The sequence below is a fragment of the Caldicellulosiruptor bescii DSM 6725 genome, from assembly GCF_000022325.1.
In the GTDB taxonomy this organism is placed as follows: Bacteria; Bacillota; Thermoanaerobacteria; order Caldicellulosiruptorales; family Caldicellulosiruptoraceae; genus Caldicellulosiruptor; species Caldicellulosiruptor bescii.
Genome location: NC_012034.1, coordinates 1051556 through 1071157 on the forward strand (window position 1 = coordinate 1051556; position 19602 = coordinate 1071157).

14 protein-coding genes and 3 pseudogenes are annotated in these 19602 nt (G+C 31.5%); 11 read left to right on the forward strand and 6 right to left on the reverse strand.

The window, feature by feature from the left end; all coding sequences use genetic code 11:
• The first annotated feature begins 50 nt into the window (after window positions 1–50).
• The gene (locus tag ATHE_RS04745) at window positions 51–605 is read left to right on the forward strand and encodes a hypothetical protein (protein WP_143287408.1); all 555 of its coding nucleotides are present in this window, start codon (window positions 51–53) and stop codon (window positions 603–605) included.
• Window positions 595–1464 (forward strand): ABC transporter ATP-binding protein, encoded by an 870-nt coding sequence (locus ATHE_RS04750; RefSeq protein ID WP_015907475.1) that lies wholly within the window; start codon window positions 595–597, stop codon window positions 1462–1464. The genes ATHE_RS04745 and ATHE_RS04750 overlap by 11 nt, the downstream gene beginning before the upstream one ends.
• A gap of 473 nt (window positions 1465–1937) precedes the next feature.
• Here the strand turns inward: ATHE_RS04750 and ATHE_RS04755 are convergent, their stop codons facing one another.
• Together ATHE_RS04755 and ATHE_RS14480 are read right to left on the reverse strand one after the other, a co-directional pair.
• Window positions 1938–2375: a hypothetical protein gene (locus ATHE_RS04755; protein ID WP_015907476.1), complete on the reverse strand. Its 438-nt coding sequence runs from the start codon at window positions 2373–2375 to the stop codon at window positions 1938–1940.
• 162 nt (window positions 2376–2537) lie between these two features.
• Window positions 2538–2744: pseudogene (locus tag ATHE_RS14480) on the reverse strand (ISNCY family transposase); the annotation flags it as partial.
• Between the two features lie 288 nt (window positions 2745–3032).
• Between ATHE_RS14480 and ATHE_RS04765 the strand changes: the two are divergent.
• Complete coding sequence (locus ATHE_RS04765; protein WP_015907478.1) at window positions 3033–3980, forward strand: hypothetical protein; 948 nt, start codon at window positions 3033–3035, stop codon at window positions 3978–3980.
• Window positions 3981–4085: 105 nt separating this feature from the next.
• On the opposite strand, the pseudogene ATHE_RS04770 reads toward ATHE_RS04765, so the two are convergent.
• Window positions 4086–4343, reverse strand: a pseudogene (locus tag ATHE_RS04770) (glutamate--tRNA ligase family protein); the annotation flags it as partial.
• 438 nt (window positions 4344–4781) lie between these two features.
• Between ATHE_RS04770 and ATHE_RS04775 the strand changes: the two are divergent.
• The 3 genes from ATHE_RS04775 (at window position 4782) to ATHE_RS04790 (ending at window position 12504) form a co-directional block, all read left to right on the forward strand.
• Window positions 4782–8846, forward strand: a complete 4065-nt coding sequence (locus ATHE_RS04775) for an Ig-like domain-containing protein (RefSeq protein WP_015907480.1) — start codon at window positions 4782–4784, stop codon at window positions 8844–8846.
• Between the two features lie 558 nt (window positions 8847–9404).
• Window positions 9405–11630, forward strand: a complete 2226-nt coding sequence (locus tag ATHE_RS04785) for an RCC1 domain-containing protein (protein WP_232422008.1) — start codon at window positions 9405–9407, stop codon at window positions 11628–11630.
• A gap of 289 nt (window positions 11631–11919) precedes the next feature.
• On the forward strand, window positions 11920–12504 hold the full coding sequence (locus ATHE_RS04790; protein ID WP_015907483.1) for a hypothetical protein: 585 nt from the start codon (window positions 11920–11922) through the stop codon (window positions 12502–12504).
• Here ATHE_RS04790 and ATHE_RS15470 read toward each other — a convergent pair.
• Window positions 12461–13282: pseudogene (locus tag ATHE_RS15470) on the reverse strand (transposase); the annotation flags it as partial. The gene ATHE_RS04790 and the pseudogene ATHE_RS15470 sit on opposite strands and share 44 nt — an antisense overlap.
• A gap of 321 nt (window positions 13283–13603) precedes the next feature.
• Between ATHE_RS15470 and ATHE_RS04800 the strand changes: the two are divergent.
• From ATHE_RS04800 to ATHE_RS04820, 5 genes are read left to right on the forward strand one after another with little or no spacing between them, the layout of a single operon-like run.
• Window positions 13604–14719: a hypothetical protein gene (locus ATHE_RS04800; RefSeq protein WP_015907484.1), complete on the forward strand. Its 1116-nt coding sequence runs from the start codon at window positions 13604–13606 to the stop codon at window positions 14717–14719.
• Between the two features lie 8 nt (window positions 14720–14727).
• A complete protein-coding gene (locus tag ATHE_RS04805) occupies window positions 14728–15090 on the forward strand; it encodes a GntR family transcriptional regulator (protein ID WP_015907485.1) in 363 nt (120 codons plus the stop codon).
• Window positions 15077–15700 (forward strand): hypothetical protein, encoded by a 624-nt coding sequence (locus ATHE_RS04810; protein WP_015907486.1) that lies wholly within the window; start codon window positions 15077–15079, stop codon window positions 15698–15700. Before ATHE_RS04805 ends, ATHE_RS04810 begins: the two co-directional genes overlap by 14 nt.
• A 4-nt stretch (window positions 15701–15704) precedes the next feature.
• Window positions 15705–16799 (forward strand): alpha/beta hydrolase family protein, encoded by a 1095-nt coding sequence (locus ATHE_RS04815; RefSeq protein WP_015907487.1) that lies wholly within the window; start codon window positions 15705–15707, stop codon window positions 16797–16799.
• A 37-nt stretch (window positions 16800–16836) separates the two neighbouring features.
• Window positions 16837–17691 (forward strand): ABC transporter ATP-binding protein, encoded by an 855-nt coding sequence (locus ATHE_RS04820; protein ID WP_015907488.1) that lies wholly within the window; start codon window positions 16837–16839, stop codon window positions 17689–17691.
• A 196-nt stretch (window positions 17692–17887) separates the two neighbouring features.
• Here ATHE_RS04820 and ATHE_RS04825 read toward each other — a convergent pair whose 3' ends face one another.
• Window positions 17888–18673: a hypothetical protein gene (locus tag ATHE_RS04825; RefSeq protein ID WP_231503287.1), complete on the reverse strand. Its 786-nt coding sequence runs from the start codon at window positions 18671–18673 to the stop codon at window positions 17888–17890.
• Entirely contained in the window at window positions 18661–19389 is a 729-nt protein-coding gene (locus tag ATHE_RS04830) for a zinc metalloprotease (protein WP_015907490.1), read from the reverse strand. The genes ATHE_RS04825 and ATHE_RS04830 overlap by 13 nt, the downstream gene beginning before the upstream one ends.
• Window positions 19390–19602 lie beyond the last annotated feature (213 nt).

A 19602-nucleotide genomic window follows, 5' to 3' on the forward strand; every position in this document is an offset into this window, starting at 1 on the left:
ATAAGCTTTACCTTTACTACAAGATAAACAAGAATATAAATGTTTTTATTATGCCAGTTGTTTTTTTATTTGTAAACATAACTGTTTTGCTCACTGCAAAGCAATTAGAAGATACTAACTTTGGGGTTGCCTTTTTCATATTTGGACTGATAATGTTTGCAAGTGTTTTTACCAGAATATTAACAACCGAGTTTTCAGCGGGATATTGGGAAATTATGTCAAGCTACCCGGAAAAGAAAATTTACATTTTTCTATTTAAATATTTGCTTGCTCTGCTGTTTTGTCTCATTCCAATGATAAGCTGTTTTATGTTATCTTTTGTTATTAGAGGAGGCAATTATAAAGGTGAACATAGTTTATTTTTGTTTGCGGTTAGCACTTTTATAGATTGTTTATTCATTGGGAATGTGACAAGTTTTATTTCCTTACTCATTCGTAATTATGAACTATCATTAATTGCAAGTTTAATAGTAGTTTTAATACTGCTAAGAATAAATATTTCTATTTTGCTGTCAATGACACTTTTCTCTTTATTAGCTTTATTGTTCTTAATTCTTTCAATAAAGATATATACACAGGGGGATAAGATTATAAATGAAAATTGAAATTCGCAATTTATCAAAAACGTATGGTGAACTGTTAGCATTAGATAATTTGAATATCACTATTGAGGGCGGAATGTATGGTCTTTTGGGACCAAATGGAGCTGGCAAAACCACTTTGATGAAAATTATGGCAACAGTCTTAAAGCCTACAAGTGGAACAGTTTTTTATGATGGATATGATGTTACAAAAAATCCAATAGAGATAAGGCAAATTATTGGTTATCTTCCCCAGGAGTATGGTTTGTACGGGGATGTAACTGTAATAGATTTTTTGTATTTTGTTGGTGCATTAAAAGGTATATCGCGAACAGAAATAAAGAAACAGGCTGATCAAATATTGGAGATTGTAAATTTAGGAGATAAAAGATTTTCAAAAATTAAAACTCTATCTGGAGGGATGAAGCAACGTTTAGGAATAGCTCAAGCTTTTTTAGGGAATCCAGAGGTAATAATTGTGGATGAACCGACTGCTGGATTAGACCCTGAAGAAAGAATAAGATTCCGCAATATCTTAGCTGAACTTAGTTTAGGCAAAACAGTAATTTTGTCTACACACATTATATCTGATATTGAAGATACTTGTAACATACTCAGCGTTCTAAATAAAGGCAAAATTCTTTATCAAGGTAATCTTGAAGGTTTAAGTGAATATTCACGTGGGAATGTTTGGGAAATTGAAATGCAACCTGAGTGTTATAATGAGATAAGAGAAAAATATCAAATATTAAACGTGAAAAGGAATGATACAGGACTTAGTGTTCGTTTTATTAGTTCTAAAGAAATAGAGGGTAGTAAGCCAGTAGAACCTTCATTGGAATTAGGTTATTATTGCTTGTTAAATAAAGTTAAAGGAGAATAAATAATGTCTTTAAGGAATATTACTGATATACCTATATATTAAAATTTTGAGAGACTAATTAAGATAGTACTTATACATTTGGTTCATGAGTTATTAATTCCATTCATAAGCAAAAGAAAATTTTTACCTTCTAGGGACAATAAATAATTTTGTGTTGAGTAAAGCCTCCTTTTTAGTAAGAATTTTACATAAAGCATAGATTACCAAAAAGGAGGCTTTTTGCCTTGGTTTAAAAGTGTTTTAACATAAGAATTTTGTTTGAGTTCTAAAAAACGCTACAAATAAAAAATATTTCAATGATAGAAAATTAATAATATTAGAAGATTTCTTATTTCTGCAGTTTCAAAAACTTTAGTTTCTTTTCAATCTGTTCCCATTTAATTTTAGCTTCTTTTCTATTGCTAATTTTTGAAATATCAAAACTTTTAATTAATTTTAAATCATTTTTTAAAACCAGTAATTGGTTAACAACTTTACTCACTGAAATTTGATTTTTCTCTATTATTTAATAGCAATATTTGAAGTTGATAAATTTTATCTTCATAACCTGAAATAAAAAATGCAACATTAAAAAATGAAAAATCTCTGCCATTTTTACTTTCAAAACAATTATCTGCGATTTTTAACAAAGAAAACATTCTTCCGATGCTCTTCTGAAGAACACTCAAATATCCAATTGTTGTCATATTAAATTCGGAACTATTTTGGACATCTACTATAAATTGGTTGGTTATAGTTAAACTTCGGTTAATTTCAGATAAGAAAGTTTGAGATAAATCTTCTTTAATTTCTTTCAATGTTCTGTTATAAATATAAAGCTTGGCAACTGTCAATAAGTTACTTATAATAAGAAGTAAAATTAATAATACGATTATATAGCATCTCTTTCTCTCGATATTTCCAAAGTTCATGTTTTAACATTTCTCCCTTTTGAAAAATTATTTACAAATGTACGGCAGAGAAATAGTATATGTTTTTACTCCTCCATAAGTATAATCCATCATATTTGATATATCATAGGTAAATTTTACATTAAAATATTTTGTGCCTGGATTAGGTAATTTGTTTATTATGTCTTGATTTATTCGATATTCTAATTCTCTGAAACTTTTTATCCCCTTCTTAACTTTGTAAACCAGACAAGCTATTATTTGAAACAAATTAAATTTCCTTGGGCGTCCTCTTCTATTGTGCTTTATTCTCCTTGACAGAGCTTCAGCAACCTTTTTCACTACAAAAAGTAGCTTTAAAAATTTCTTATTTTGTGCTTTAATATTCATATGTATCTTTTTCCCCCTCTCTCAATATACCTTAGATTTTCTCAAAATATCTCGCGATTTCTTTAAATTTCGCTATCGAAACAAATAATTTCGTTCTTGATATTGTTATTATTGCTCGTATAATGGGATATAAATTAGCAGCAAATGATACTCTTTATAGTTTTTATGGTTGTCGACCTGAAAAAGAATGGTATAAAAATTACAAGCAAGGGTATGGTATATTAGCAGAAAATGTAATATATCCATCTAAAGTTACTGTTGTTAAGTGAATTAAAGGGGGATGATTAAATGAAAATAAATGGTATTAAAATTGGAAATATGTTAAAAGTTTTTTTTGTAATTTTAATAATTGCTTTTATAGCAGGTTATTTTTTGTATATAAGACCAAACAAAATACCGCCGCTTAATATTCCTAAGCCGGGGAATGAAATACCTGAAATAGACTATAAAGTGACAGCCAAATTTGACAATTTACCTACTGAAGCTATGGTATACAGATTTAAAAAACCTAAAGATCCAGAAGCAGAAATAAAATCTTTAGCTAAGATATTTGGACTAAATGGTGAGGTACAATATTATCAAGCGGCTAATGAATACTTTATAAAAGAGGGAGTGGACGATAGAGATTATCGTCTACTGAGGTATCAGATTAATACAGGGCGTTGGGTTTACACGGATATGAAGGAATATATGCATAACTATGATTATAAACCACAGAATCTGCCTTCAGATGAAGAAGCCAAAAAGATTGCACTTGATTTTTTAAAGAAAAATGGTATTTATGATAAAAGATTTATATATTGCGGAGTTGCATATGAATCCTCTGGAAGTGCGCTTACTAATGATTATAAAGTACTTCGTAAAGATGTAAATTTTTTCCCAGTAGTAGATGGGAAAGATGTATATGGTGTTTCGAAAATAATAGTTACTGTAGGTGACAATGGCAAAATAGTAGAAGTTACCAAATGGTACAAAGAGATAGAAGAGTATAAAAAGGTAAAGATAATGCCTGCAGAGAAAGCTTTTGAAAAAGTTAAAAATAGAAAATCATCGAATAGTATCAATCCTAAGGCAAAGTCTGCAACAATCAAAGAAGTTTTTCTTGCTTACTGGGAAGATGCAGGTACAATTGAAGAGCAGCCATATTTGCAACCTGTTTGGGTATTTGCCGGGGAGGCTGTGACTGAAGATGGGAAAGTAGAAAAATTTGATGCTGTTGTTCCGGCTATAGAGTAAAAGTTCGGACTGGTTGTTTATGTAGGGACGTCTCAAGACAATAATTTTTGATAATTAATATACAGTAAAAAATAAGAGGGTTGAGGTAAAGTTACCAACCAGCCCTCTTGCTTTTTCTATTTCCTCTTGGCTACAAAAACAATAATAAGCTTTTCCTTCATCCCATTCAATTCCAAGCCACTTTAAGCTTTTCATAATCACTTTTGCCCATTCTTCTCTTGACCTTTCTAAATCGGTATCTTCTATACGCAAAATGAACTTTCCATTGTGTTTTTTGGCAAATAGATAGTTAAAAAGTGCTGTCCTTGCACCGCCTATGTGAAGCTGACCGGTCGGACTTGGTGCAAATCTGACTCTTACCATCTTTTTACTCTTTTCATGCTAAGTTGCGTTTTGGTTTGGTATTATAAGTTGTTTAGTTTATAACAGATTGTATTATAACACAAAAATGCTGTTGAGAGGGCTGATTTTTTGTTTTCAATTTCATAGACTGCATAGAAATTTTAATAAATAAATGAGCGAATCGAAGTTTGAGCAGGCTAAATTTGTGAAATGAAAGTTAAAAACAAAAGATGGATGTTGACATATTATGAAATGTTTTGATAAAATCTTAGCATAAAATTCAATCCAGAAAGTGGACAAATAAAAAGATTTAGTTTATGTATCAAGGAAGCAAGAAAATATTACAAATATAAGGAAAGTGACCAGACTGTTTAGATGTTTTAAATGATTGATAACGCTCATATTGAGCGTTCTGCAAAAGGCTAAATTAAATTTTAAAATTTGGAGGAGGAAAGTGTAATGAATGCAAGAAATAAGAAGTTTTTAAGTATGATTTTAGCAATGTTTTTGGTACTCCAATTTTTACCGTTCAATACGTTTGCTGCTGATGGAGAAGTTCAGATGTCTGGACGGGAAGCTGTTGATTATGCTTTGTTTTCTGCAAGTCGAGAGAGCGCATTATTACTGAATGGTTCAAGAATCAGCATAAAGGGTGATGTGCATACTAATGCGGACTTTGTGTATCAAGGTTCAGAGCTTGTTATTGACGGTGCATGTGAAGCTTCAGGTAAAGTGAGTGCAAAGAATGCAAAAGCTTTAATAACCAAAGAAATTGAATGTGCACCCATTATTGAAATGTCGGATTATACTACTGAGATTAAAACAATAGCAAGTGAAAATGCAGAGATATTTGAAGCTGATCAGAAATACCATGGGAACAGTATAGTATTCGAGAAATCTATCATTGCTAATGGGAGTATTTTTGTAAATGGTTCGAAATTTACAACTAATGACTATATAATAGCAACGAAAGATATTTCAATTAATGTGGCGAAAAGTGAAATTGGCTTTAAAAATGGGAGTGTTATTTGTTCTGAAACAGGTAATATTACCTTTAATGGTTCTGAGGTAAATATAAAGGGTATCATTTATGCGCCTAAAGGAACTGTTACTATTAATTCGGGAATATTTACTTTGAAAGGAAGGATACTGGCGAATAAAATAATTTTTAGAGGAATTACTTTAAATGTACAGAGCAACAAAGAGGATATAGATTTAATTTACAGAGAAACAGATATAATTTTTGATCAAATTCGAAATGAATATGAATGCAATATTGAACATAAAATATCATTTACGATAGTGGACAAGTTTGGCAAACCAGTACCGAATGTTATCTGTTCAATAAGTGTTACAGGCAATGCAACTGCACCAAGTTCTGTTACGACCAATAGTGATGGAAGAGCAACTATTGTTATTTCGGATAGTATGAATGAATCAATTACGCTAACTATAACCACAAAGAAGGGTTTGAGCAAATCTATAGTACTTAATTTTGTGAAGAATCAAGCAATTATTAATTTATACATTGTGGATAATAACAATTTACCTGTAAGTGGAGCCCAAATAACCGTTTTATCCTTGGATAGTGCGGCTGATAATGCAAGTAAAGTATTTTATTCTAATGAACAGGGTATTGCTGATTTTAGTTTGCCTGAGGGAAATTATACCTTTAAAATAGGGAAAGATAATTACAAACAAGTTATTTATGAAAAGATAAGTTTAACAGCAGGTAATGTATATTCGAATACAATCATTCTGCAAGAGTTACTTAACGAGATATTTGTTCAATATAAAACTATTTTAACAAATCAACCGGTTAAAAACCGAATAAGCGTAAAAGTGCTTTACGAGAAGAACCAGTTAAGAAGCGAAACACAAAACAGTACACCTGTGGAGCTATTTATGATGAATGCTTCAGGCGAGTGGTTATCAAAGGGTTTTCTTTTTGACAATGGCAATTTAAGTATAAATGGCGATGAGATCAAAGCTGACCAAGTGTACACAAATATTTTTGACTTTAATGAAACTCAGCAGGGAAAACTAAGATTGAAAATTGTAGTTTACAGAGCTGATGGAACTCAAATTAGCAAAGAGTTTAGCATAGAAGTTATTGAACCTTTACCTGATGTGGCATTCCAAACACTTATTGATGTTAATAACTACGTGAGGGAATATATTCAAAGTTATTTTACTTCCAATGTTAACACAAGCGTTAAGGAATTAGCAAATCTACTAAAGCTGGAACTGAGTGGGGATGACAGGATAAAAGAAGTAAATGTTGTTAATGATTCATTAGAAATCACATTGACGAGCGGTTTGAAGTTATATGTTCTAATAACAGAAAATAGCAGTACTGAGACAATGGTTAGAGGTAGTGGAAGTTTTCAACAGATAGATTTAAAACCAGAATCTGATTGTAAAATTATTGATTTTAATTATGACTTTACATTATCAAAGGACATTCTGCTGTGGGCACCGTTTGACACAAAGTGGGGCGAGGCCGACGAGACAAGATATGTTGAAGAGATTGTAAATTCTTCGCCGTATGGTTATAAGTTGGACATAGTAAGAGATACTGAAGCCAATGTAGAGTCACTGAGGGATGTTACAAAATATGGTATGATTATATTTGCAACTCATGGTCATAATGGTCAGTGGTTGGTGACAGGAGAAAAATTGGGAGAAAACATTAAATACAAAATAGAACAGCAGAAAGATGAAGTTGGTATATTTACAATAGCAGATATAGATAATAAAAATTCTGAAACCTATTATGCAGTAAGCAACAAATGGTTTGAAAATAATCTTTCTGATAGATTTGCCAAGAGCATTATAGTAAATAATTCTTGCTATAGCACAGCAACAGATTTACTTTGGAATGCATTTGCTCAAAGAGGAGCATGTGCATATTTTGGTTATAGTGATAAAGTAACGAATGAATGTATAGTGATAAATAGCGTGCATTTACTTACAGAGATAATTTTGAATGGTAGGTGTACAGTTGAAGCCTATGTACCAACTTTAGATACTTATTATAATGATAATGGGATGTTTCAGATAAAAGGTCAGGCAAATTTGAAGATGCCATATGGATTGATTAATGGTAGTTTTGAAAATGACCTTATTGGGTGGCAAACGGACGGAGATGGGAGAGCAACAACTGGGCTTGGCTTTGTAAAGCCGACAGATGGAAGCAAGATGGGGATTATTTCAACAGGTTTAGGCTATACGTTAGAACATGGTGAGCTAAAGCAAAGAATATTTATACCTGAATATGCCAACAAGTTAATATTTGATTGGAATGTTTTATCAGAAGAATTTTTAGAATGGATAGGTTCACGCTACGATGATCCATTTGTTGTAACAATAACCTTAGAGGGTGAAAATGGGCAGGAGGTTAAGATTTTAGATTTGGACATAAATAAAATAGCTTCAATGTTTAATGCGACAGAAACTAACGGTGGGAATTTAATAAAAGTTTCACCTGAGATAGTGTTTGATAAAGGCGATGTATGGATGACAGACTGGCAGACCACAGAATTTGATGTAACACCATTCAGAGGGCAGAATGCAGTTCTGAAATTTAGCGTTAAAGATGCGGTTGATACCATATATACGACAGCTGTGTTGATAGATAATATTAGATTTGATGTAAATTACGGATATTCAGGGCGACCAGTAGAAGTTGATCCACTGATGTTTAGCAAAGATTTTAGCAGGGGTATTTTTAATAACACAAAGGGAATAAGTTATATATTTTATGATCCAAAAAACTTTAAATCACAAGCAGAGTTTGCGAGAAAATGGGTTAGATTTAAAAATGGATACAAGAGTATAGAACAGGTTAAAGCCATCCAAGTAGAAACAGAGGAAGTATTTGTGAGGGAATGGAATAATATGAGAGATGAAGGGATTGACAACGTAATTTTGTTTTTTCACGGTAAGTATTATGCTATAATGATAAATAATGATAGAGACGTTGATCGTGATAATAAAACAGATAAAGAAAACCTAACAGTCAATCCAGACGGGAAGACACTACATGATGATTTAGCAACTGAAATAAGGAAATTAAAGGAAAAGAAAATAAAGGAACTAGTACTGCTAAGTTGCAATAATGGTTTGCTTGATGCTATAGACACAAAAGCAACAATAAGTGAAAAAGATAAAAAATTAGTTACCCTTGGTAACGTGGCACAGGCATTTTTAGAAACGCAGAATGTTGAGAAAGTAGAGGGGTTTGATGGTTCATTGAGTTTTTTCGGGGGCACATGTTTTCCAAGAATTGCTTTAGACCAGAGTTCTTTTTACGAACAGCTTGAGCAATTAGAGAATTATAAAAGGCACAAAAATTTTCCAAGGCCGGTTGGACTCTCGTATAATCCTTTCGGAATAAAAGTATTACCTGTTGGGAAGGTCATATATTTTAAAGATAGAAATGGAAAGACGAAATGTTCATATAAGTGTGATAAATTTTTAGTAGAGATAGAGGTGATAGGTAATTATGATGGAAAAGAGTGAAAGCAAAAAAGGGATGGGTTGTTGGATAATATTAACAATCAGTGTAGGTATGTTTATTTTTTTGGTGGTATATATATCCTATTATACCTTTTGAAGTTAAAACTTATTATGTTGGTTGGATAGAGAGTGACAAAGAAATAGAAAAAATTATTTGGCGAGACGAGCTTATAGAAGACGAAGTTAGTATGTTATTAAGGTTAGGAGATGATAAAGATAAAAGCTATCGTATCCAGAAACTATTAGAAAAACTGAGAAAGGTGGATAGTAATAAATATAAATTGTTAGTAGTTCATGGTTCACGGATTAAAAGAATTAAGAAATCAATGGACAATATTTGTACTTTTGATGTGTTAGAATTTGAAAGAAATATACCTGAAAACAAAATTCATTATTACTTAATAGACAGAAGAATCACTGCAACAAATTTTGATCTTTGGAGATAAGTATAATTGGTTATAGTGCCAAATTAGCATGCTGAATGTTATTATACAAAATGTTGTAATATAAAATATAAAAAGGTAAAACTATAATTAATTTTGGTAGAGGTGCAAAATGAAAATGAGAAAAATAAAGTATGCAGTATTATTGTTTTTAATTTTTAGTTTTCTAAGTATGACCTTATCAAATGCAAATTCAAAGAATAAAGAAAACAGCAAAGAGTTGCAGGGAGAAAATTTTAAGGTTATTTCATCAGGTGCCGGGAGTCTTCACACGTTGGCAATTAAAGATGATGGAACAGTGTGGGCATGGGGATATAATGGTTTTGGGCAGCTTGGCAATGGCACATATAAAGATTCGTGTATTCCTGTTCGTGTTAAGGGGCTCAAGGATGTGGTGGCAGTATCAGCAGGGACGTTTCATTCTTTGGCGTTAAAGAAGGATGGGAGTGTATGGATTTGGGGTCATACTAACTATGGACAGAGAAAAAGCGATGTATATAGAGATTTTACAACGCCAGTGAAGGTAAAAGAACTAAAAAATATAGTTGCGATTGCAGCTGGGTGGGATTTTTCATTGGCTGTTGGTTCTGACGGAAGCGTTTGGGCATGGGGTATAAACAATCATGGGGAGCTTGGAATTGGGAGTTTAAAACCATCAGCTGTTCCAGTAAAGGTGAAAGGGTTAAAAGATGTAGTAGCAGTTTCAGCAGGACTTTATCATTCATTGGCACTGAAACGTGATGGTACTGTTTGGAGTTGGGGATATAATGAAGATGGTGAGCTCGGGAACAGACCAACTGAAGATTATACTGTTTCTGTTCCTGTCCGTGTAAAGGGATTATCTGATGTTATAGCAATCTCAGCAGGTGGTTTTCATTCTATAGCACTAAATAAAGATGGCGCTGTTTGGATTTGGGGTGGAGGTATAATTGAGAAAAATGGGAAAATAGATAATTCATATATTCCTGTACGTATAAGATGGTTAAATAAGGTTGTAGCTATTGCTGCCGGTTATCGTCATTCAATAGCATTGAAAGATGATGGGACAGTATGGGTATGGGGACATAATTCTTATGGTGTGCTTGGTAGTAATGTTGGTGAGCATTCATTTTTGCTTGTTCAGGTTAAGGGTTTAAAGAACGTTGTAGCAGTTGCCGCAGGCAGATTGCATTCAGTTGCTTTAACAAAAAATGGTACTATTTGGGCATGGGGGAATAATGCTTTTGGTCAGCTGGGAAGAGAGAATAATAGCTTTTCTTTAAATCTTCCATATAAAGTGAAATGGCTTGACAATGTTGTAGCAATTGCTACGGGTGGTTCTCATACGTTAGCAATAAAAAGAGATGGAACAGTTTGGTCATGGGGTGCTAATAACAAAGGTCAGCTTGGTAACGGGACTTATAAATCTTCGTATATTCCTACGTGTGTAAAGGGACTAAATAATGCTGTGTTAGTGGAGGCTGGATCTCAACATTCATTAGCAGTAGATAAAGATGGCACTGTTTGGGTATGGGGATTTATTGAAAGTGTGTGGAGTGAAAAAAATACTAAAGATATATTATCTCCACTACCAATAAAGATTGGAAAATTAAACGATATTACGGAAATAGCTGGTGGATTAGATTACATATTGGTTTTAAGAAAAGATGGGAACATATGGGGGTGTGGTAATGATTTTTATTTTCGCAAATTTACCGACAGTTCAGTAAGTTCTGTGACTAAATTAATACGTTTAGATAATATAAAAAATGTGAGGTCAATTGCAGCAGGTTACTTTCATTCATTGGCTGTGAGAACTGATGGGACTGTTTGGTCATGGGGTGATACTAATTTAGATAATAAAAAGAAATATCTTAATTTTTCAGAAAAGCCAGTTAAAATAAAGGGATTGAGTGGAGTAGTAAAAGTAGCGGCTGGTAAATATCATTCTTTGGCTTTGAAAAAGGATGGTACTGTTTGGAGTTGGGGATATAATGCTTATGGTCAGCTTGGGAATGGGACAAGAGAGACATCTTTTGTTCCTGTACGTGTGAAAGGTCTAAACAATGTAGTAGCAATTGCTGCAGGGGATTACCATTCAATGGCACTGAAAAAAGATGGAACTGTTTGGGTATGGGGTTCAAACATTAGAGGGCAGCTTGGTAGAAGAAATATAGAATTTTCAACAGTTCCTTTAAAAGTAGAAAAGCTTGACAATGTTGTGGCAATTGCTGCAGGAGATACTCATTCAGTAGCGCTTAAAAAAGATGGAACAGTATGGGTGTGGGGGATTGAATGTGACAGAGATCTTAGCAAAGAGATTCTTTCCTCTTCATCTATTCCGGTACAAATAAAATTCAGATGAAGATTGAGTATTAGACTATAAATAATTTTGTATAATAGACAAACAGCAGAATGTCAAGAGGTAGGGGATATAATATACCAAATAAAAATAACATTCAAATTTTACTTAATTCAGCTTTTAAGAAGTATTTAGCTTAACTTATTGGTATTAGTAAGTGTTTTATTTATGGTTTTCGGAATAAAAGTATTACCTGTTAGGAAGGTCATATATTTTAAAGATAGAAATGGAAGGATGAAATGTTTATATTGGTGTGATAAATTTTTAGTAGAGATAGAGGTGATAAGTAATTATGATGGAAAAGGGTGAAAGCAAAAAAGGGATGGGTTGTTGGGCAATATTAACAATCAGTGTAGGTATGTTTATTTTTTGGTGGTATATATATCCTATTATACCTTTTGAAGTTAAAACTTATTATATTGGTTGGATAGAGAGTGACAAAGAAATAGAAAAAATTATTTGGCGAGACAGTTTTGTAGAATATGAGGTTAATATGTTGTTAGTGTTAGGGTATGATAAAAATAAAAGCTATCGTGTCCAGAAACTATTAGAAAAACTGAGAAAGGTGGATAGTAATAAATATAAATTGTTAGTGGTCTATGGTTCACGAATTAAAAGAATTAAGAAATCAATGGACAATATTTGTACTTTTGATGTGTTAGAATTTGAAAGAAATATACCTGAAAACAAAATTCATTATTACTTAATAGACAGAAGAATCCCTGCAATAAGTCCTGAATTTTGGGGGATAAGAATAATTGATTATAGTACCAAAATTAGTTTGTTAAATGTTATTGTACAAAATGTTGTAGATATTTATTATGGACAATCAATTAGGTTGTTGAATAATAAATATTACCAACAATACATAAAATAAACAAAAGTTTTTGATTCCATTCATAAGTAAAAGAAAACTTCTTACCTTCTAATTTTCTAAAAAGTTGCTCAAATAGAAAAGTAATTAATATCCAATCAATAAATCTTTTATGATTTCTAAATTCCTTGAGCCTCACATTCTCAGGATTATATTCTCCTTTTAATTTGCTAAATAGTCTTTCAATCTTTGTTCTCTGCTTGTATAGCTTTTTACCCTCTTCAGTTTCTAAAAATCTTATGTTCTTGCTTCTAAAACTATTGCTAACATTGTTTTTATTTTTCATGTTTCTTTTATTTATCCCAGCAACAAATTTAACTTTAAGCTTATTTGCTATATTAAATCAGCTGCTACAATCGTATCCCGCATCTGCTAAAACAATCTCACAGCTCAAGCCCCATGCCCTATACAAAAGCTCTTTTTGTCTTGAGTCATGTTCGTTTGCTGTTGCTAAAATTCAGAAAAGTGGTATTACTTCTTCTTTACCTGCACACAAAAGATGTAATTTGTATCCCCTGAAAAATCCTATTGTAATATGTATACATATTTTTGCTTCTAAATCATTTTTGGCACTTCTCAGCGACGGCGAGTCAACTTTTGCTATACTCATATCAGGTTTTATTTCAGCTATTACTATGTCCTTTATATCTTGCATGTATTCTTTCTATATTGTTCTTGACAACTTTGCAAAATATGAATAGTTTGGACTTTCTTCCATACCTATTGCTCTTTTAAACTCTGTGTCTTGGTTTATTCGATATTTTAATTCTCTGAAATTTTTCCCCCTTGTGTTTTGTTGTGATTTTCTCTTAAATTAAAATTATAACACAAGAGGGGTATTTTCTTTTGTTGCTACGTTTACTATAACATGGTTATTTCTTTTATTCAACAACCTCAGGATAGAAATAATTTCATATAGTACATTATATCATAATTATATTTATTAGAAATATTAGTTTAGAATTCCGTTTATCCATATCAAAAGTACTCGGAATATATAATTTAAAAATTTTAAAAATCATCGAAAAATACAGTTGACAGAATCAAATTTTAGTGTTATATAATTATATAACACTATAAAAATCAAACAGGAGGGTAGGTTATGCATTTTAATCAAAATGTTTTAGGACTTATTGGTTTGCTGGTGGTCATTTTTTTCATTGTACTTGGGCTTTTCTATCTTATATCCAAAAATAGCTCTAACATATTTCAGATTAAAAAATTTCACACCAACCAAACAATGAGACTTGTTTTATCACTGCTTTCAATTTTATTTGCATGGATTTTTCCATGGACTGCATTAAAGGTTTTGTTTGTATTGAGCTGCATTTTGTTTTTATTTAGTATTTTTACAATAAAGAAAACTTCTATGGGAATGATTATTGCTATAATCTTAGTCATATTGATTGTTGTTGGTTCAATTATATCTCAACTTCACTACTACTCTTCTGATAAGCAAGATTTTAAGTTTTCTAGTTTATCAAAAAGTATTTCACAAATAATTTCTGATGTGATTACCAGCAGCGACTTTATAGAGGTTTATCATTCAATTACTTATTCTGCAGACCAGGATATGTCAATTAAGAATTTTGATGAAATTGTAATTAGCTGTTCAGGCGGAATAGATTTAGAACTCATTGATGATGAAGATACCATCTATTTTCCTTCAGTGCTCAAAACAAAAGTTTCAGGAAAAACTTTAAAAGTCTTTGACAGAAATACAGAATTTGATACAACATATGAAATAAGACTTGGTACAAAATCTTTGAAAAATGTAAAAATTTCCTGTAAAGGGCTAAAAACAAGAGGTGATGGGAAGTTCAAAAATCTAACAGTAAATTCAGATGGCAGCTTTTTTCAAGGGCAGATTGAAGCAACAGATAATATTTCTTTAGACTGTGTAGGGCTTGAACTGAGAGCTGATTTTAAGGGGAAGCATTTGAAGGTTAATTCTTCTGGGGCAAATATAAATTCACAGTTGATATTTGATAAAATTGAGATTGATTCAACAGGATTGAATATCAGGGTAAAAGCAAGGTTTGAGGAGTTTGATATTAATGCAACAGGATTGAATGGATCAATTAATATTTTGAATAGCGAAAATGAAAAGGGCATTTTGAACATTGAAGCAACAGGTGGTATTGTAAAAATCAATAACCTTTACAGTGCACCTGTTGCAACTATAACTTCAGGTTTTGTAAAACTTATAAGAGAGTGATGATTAAAATGCTGAGAAAAGTTGATAAACACAGCGGTGTGCCTGCATACGTCCAGATTGTCAACATGATTAAATCAGAGATAATACTTGGAAATCTTCAGCAAGGTTTACAGCTTCCAACTGTAAGAGAACTTCAGGCAATTTTTGATGTGAATATAAACACTGTCTTAAAAGCATTTGAAAAACTAAAAGCTGAAGGTTTTATTGAAGCAGAACAGGGGATTGGGTATTTTGTGAAGAAGGATATTGATGTTGATAAAAAGATAATAGAGATAATAAAAGGGTGTGTTAGGGAACTTAGAAGTCATCAAATAGATTTTTACACAGCCATGATTTTATTTGAGGAGGTGTGGAAAAATGAAGAGGTTTGAATTTTCAAGAATTTTAAATTTTAACATCGAAGAAAGTCTAACAAAAATGGATATTTACATTGGAAAAGAACTAAAAGAAAAAACAGGTCAAATACTATTTTTCATGCTAATATTGTTTATACCAAGTTTTACCATGAGAGTTATTGGCATAATACTTCTTTGCTCTGCAATGCTTGTGAATGATATTAAGAATAAAAATGTTGAGCTTTTGTATTTTTTACCGTTCTCAAAAAGAGAGCTTTTCCTGTATAATCTAATGTTTTTAGTTCTTATAATTTCAATAACATCGGCAGTTGATAAAATATACTATAACCTGACCATTTTAGAAGGGTTATTAGCTATTTTAAAAACAATCATTGCGCTTTTAGCAATTTACGGGATAAGTATGTTATTCGCGACATTAGGACATGATGGTTTTATTTGGAGTATTGTAATAACAATTGCAGATGCTTTGCTGGGAGATTTAGGCTCAAATAATTTGAATGCAGCTGATTTTAATCCATATAGTTTAATAAGCTTTACAAAGCAGGGAAACATAGTTTTAGCCTTTTTGTATGCTGCTCTGATTTGCTTTTTTGCATATTTTGCATATGTAAAAAAGGAGGGATAGAAAGATGAATTTAATAGCAAAGACTCAAAAAAATAAAAACAAGATTATAGCTGCAATACTTTTTATTATCTTAATAAGTTTTTCAATTTGTTTACTAATTACCACTGTTTTATATAGTCAAGCTTTTAAGAGATGTACCTCCAAAGATGATAAAGTGTATTCTCTTGTGAAAAAGTATCCTGATTTAATTTACAAAAGAGTACAATTCAAATCAAATGCAGGACAAATGTTAAGAGGTTATATTTATTATAAGAAAAATAATATCGAAGCTAAAAAAGGTTTAATTGTTGTATCACACGGATTTGGCGGAACCCATATCAATTATTTAGATGAAATAAATTATTTTACGGACAAAGGATATTACGTTCTTGGATTCGATAATACTGGATGTGGTGAAAGTGAAAGGGATTCAATGATTGGGCTTCCACAAGCTGTTGCTGATCTTGATTATGCGTTACGTTTTATTGAAAAGAATAATGAATTTAAAAACATGCCCATATTGCTTTTTGGACATAGTTGGGGTGGTTATGCTGTTTGTGCTGTTTTATCCTATTCTCATAAAATTGCAGGTGTTGTTTCGTGTGCTGGTTTCAATTCCCCATATGAAATTGTAAAAACAACTGCAATAAACTCTTATGGACTATGGGGAAAAGTTATTTTGCCTTATTTAAGTTTGCTTGGAAAAATAAAGTTTAGCAAATTAGCAAACATAACTGCATTAGATGGAATAAAGAAAAGTTCAGTACCTCTGTTGGTCATACATAGTAAGGATGATGATACAGTGAAATTGGAAAATAGTATTTTTGAGGCGTGCAAACATTTAAATAAAACTAATGTTAGTTTAAAACTATTTGATAGTAAAGGACATGATATTTTTTTATCAGACAATGCCTTGAAATATATTCGCCAAAAAAGAAATGAATTTAAAGAGTTAACAAGTAAGTATGGCAGCTACAAAAAAATTCCTAAAAAAATACTTAAGGACTTTCAAGCTAGTATAAACAGCAAATTAATGTCTGAGATTGATCAAGACATGATGGAGCAAATAGTTGAGTTTTTTGATAATGCAATAGAATTACAAAAAAATAGAAGTATGTAGCGAGGTCTTAATAAAAGAGAAGGCGGTGAGTACTGAGATGGTAGTATTAGAAGTCAAAAATTTGAGCAAAAGAATAAGCGGGAAACAGATTTTAGCCGACGTGAATTTTTCAGTTCAAAAAGGTGAGATATTGGCTCTTGTTGGACCAAATGGGGCTGGTAAGACGACAACTCTAAAGTGTATAATAAATGCAGCTTCCAGAGATACTGGAGAGGTTTTGATTTTTGGCAAGCCTTTTGAGCCTTCTTTAAAGAAGAACATAGCATTTGTTTCTGAGCACAGAAAAGTTTTTTCAAGGTTGACATTAGGTGATTACTATAAAATGTATCAAGCCTTGTATCCAAATTGGGATGATTTATTTTTCAAAAATTTTCTTTCGCGCTATGGGTTTAGCTTAAATCAAGAACTTTCTAAATTTTCAATGGGACAAAGAACACTTATCCTTGTTATCTTAGTATTGGCAACAAATGCAGAGCTGGTGCTTTTAGATGAACCTACTCAAAACCTTGACCCAACTGTAAGATTTGAGTTGATACAACTTATAAAACAATATGTTCAAGAGAAAAATATAGCAGTTATTGTGTCTTCACACGAGATTTTTGAACTTGAAGAGTATGCAACAAATATTGCGATAATCAAAAATGGCAGAATTTTGTACTGCGATTCAATTGATGATGCTAAACAAAAACACAGAATAGTCTCTTCAATGGCAAACTTGAAGGATGCAGAAGTTGTAGGTTTGCTTGACGGTGAGGTTTTAGTAAGAACTGAGAAGGATATGGGAGAATATCCCCGATTAAATCAAATTATAATTGGATATTTAAGAGGAAAAGAAGGTATGCAGGAAATTAAAAGTGGTTACTACCAGATAACAGATTTAAATTCTTTATAATATACCTTAAAATTACTGAAATGTTCGGCTCACTTTGCTCTTGTATCTTAGGATAAAATTACAAAGATTGTTCATAGCCATTAAAAAATTTCTGCCAATATTCCTTGTATTCTCTTCCAATTTTTACTAATATAAAATTGTGTTTTTAAGGCTAACAAAAAGGTGGGAAGTTTTAACTTCCCACCTTTTAGATATTTTATTTTTCTGAAGAGCTTTTAGTTTGCGATTCAGATTCTGCTTCGTAGTACTTTTCCCATACCTCTTTTGGAACATCATCATACATAGGGACATTTTCAAGTTTATCTATTCTTTTGAACTCTTCTGATAATTGATCTAAGGTTATATTAAAATATTTCCTCTTATATCTTTCATCATACCACCAACAAGCAGGATATACGGTATTGTTGCTGTTCACTTTGAATATAAACCTATTGGGACAATTTACATACCAGGTATTAGGCCTTGTGTTTTTTCCTTTTGTCAGAACAAACACAAATTTTTCACCAGGATTCATTGCAAAAAGATCAGAGTGATTTTGTGGATCAAAGACTACAAAGCCTACATCAATTTGTTTTTCATCTAATTTGCCTTTGAGAACCTTTTCAACTTCAACTGTAACATAAAGTCTTGGCAGGATCTTAACAAAAGGTATGCCTGCTGCTTTCGCAACTCCATATTCATTTGTACCAGGTTGTGCAGTTATTGTTTCTTCTACTTGTTCTTTTTTAATAACTTTTCCAACGATAATAAGCTCTGAATATTTTGCGCAAAATTCAAAATTAAGAAATCTTACAGAAGACATAGGATCAATGTAAATTTTAGGTTTTTCATATTGAATTGTTGTGTGTGTATTTTTAAATTTGATAAGCATGTAAGGTAGTAATAACAACAAAAAAATACAAAGAATTAAAATGCCTATTTTAATTCTTTTCTTCATACTATTACCTCCTAAATTATCAAATACATTTTTTAATAACGGCAATTAAAATTATACATTATCTCTATATCATATACGTCGTGAATAGAAGGATAATCCTCATTAAAATAATTGTCCATTATACTTCCGTATGTTTGAGCTGAATATGGATTTCTGGAATCTGTACCATTTGGGTGTCCCAAACCAATTGCATGTCCCATCTCATGCATTAAAATTCCTCTCCGTTGAATAAAATTGTAGGCAGTCGAAGTGACGTAGGGACTTAAGTATATAATAGATTTGCCAATATTTCTGTCTACACTTGAAACGGTAGAAGAGTCAACTTTAGTTCCATAGATATTATAATTTTCTGTGAGAGCTAAAAACTCGTATTGCTCGTAACTGTAATTAAATAATTGTTGCCACCATTCTTTTGAAGCTGAGCAAAAGAAAAGATTTGCATTTGAGTATGTTGTATCAATACATTTTATATGAGAAACTGAGTGAATATTATAATTTGCATTAGCACTCCATGCATTATTCCAGTTACTTAAAGAAGATGTATATGTCTCTAAGAATGGTTGATCTAAATAATCCTTATTAGCTTTTAAATAAAGTTTTGTTTTGCCATCTTCTGTAATTTTAGTATACCATCTAATGGGGTACGAGTATATTTCGTGTGAGTAAGTATAAGTTGGTAAGTAAGTAGATAATATAACTAAAACTGTTGCAAAGAGAACTTTGATTTGATTAAAACATTTTTTGTGAACAGTTTTAATCATTAGTTTTTCCCTCCTTAACAGCAAATATTTTAATCAATTCACTAAAAATGAAGTAATTAGTTCAAAAAATCAATTATAATAATAGTGTAATTTCTAATACATATCAATCACACTCCTCTTATAATAGAAATTTTTAGTATAAACTACGAATTAAAAATAACAAAAAAAAAAAACTTGTCAAGTGTTATTTCATTAATAGTATTGCAATTTATA

Bases quoted from the DNA above. Each gene is read 5' to 3' on its own strand.
- ATHE_RS04745 (WP_143287408.1), top strand. From the start codon at position 51: ATGCCAGTTGTTTTTTTATTTGTAAACATAACTGTTTTGCTCACTGCA.
- ATHE_RS04750 (WP_015907475.1), top strand. From the start codon at position 595: ATGAAAATTGAAATTCGCAATTTATCAAAAACGTATGGTGAACTGTTA.
- ATHE_RS04755 (WP_015907476.1), bottom strand. From the start codon at position 2,375: ATGAACTTTGGAAATATCGAGAGAAAGAGATGCTATATAATCGTATTA.
- ATHE_RS04765 (WP_015907478.1), top strand. From the start codon at position 3,033: ATGAAAATAAATGGTATTAAAATTGGAAATATGTTAAAAGTTTTTTTT.
- ATHE_RS04775 (WP_015907480.1), top strand. From the start codon at position 4,782: ATGAATGCAAGAAATAAGAAGTTTTTAAGTATGATTTTAGCAATGTTT.
- ATHE_RS04785 (WP_232422008.1), top strand. From the start codon at position 9,405: ATGAGAAAAATAAAGTATGCAGTATTATTGTTTTTAATTTTTAGTTTT.
- ATHE_RS04790 (WP_015907483.1), top strand. From the start codon at position 11,920: ATGATGGAAAAGGGTGAAAGCAAAAAAGGGATGGGTTGTTGGGCAATA.
- ATHE_RS04800 (WP_015907484.1), top strand. From the start codon at position 13,604: ATGCATTTTAATCAAAATGTTTTAGGACTTATTGGTTTGCTGGTGGTC.
- ATHE_RS04805 (WP_015907485.1), top strand. From the start codon at position 14,728: ATGCTGAGAAAAGTTGATAAACACAGCGGTGTGCCTGCATACGTCCAG.
- ATHE_RS04810 (WP_015907486.1), top strand. From the start codon at position 15,077: ATGAAGAGGTTTGAATTTTCAAGAATTTTAAATTTTAACATCGAAGAA.
- ATHE_RS04815 (WP_015907487.1), top strand. From the start codon at position 15,705: ATGAATTTAATAGCAAAGACTCAAAAAAATAAAAACAAGATTATAGCT.
- ATHE_RS04820 (WP_015907488.1), top strand. From the start codon at position 16,837: ATGGTAGTATTAGAAGTCAAAAATTTGAGCAAAAGAATAAGCGGGAAA.
- ATHE_RS04830 (WP_015907490.1), bottom strand. From the start codon at position 19,389: ATGATTAAAACTGTTCACAAAAAATGTTTTAATCAAATCAAAGTTCTC.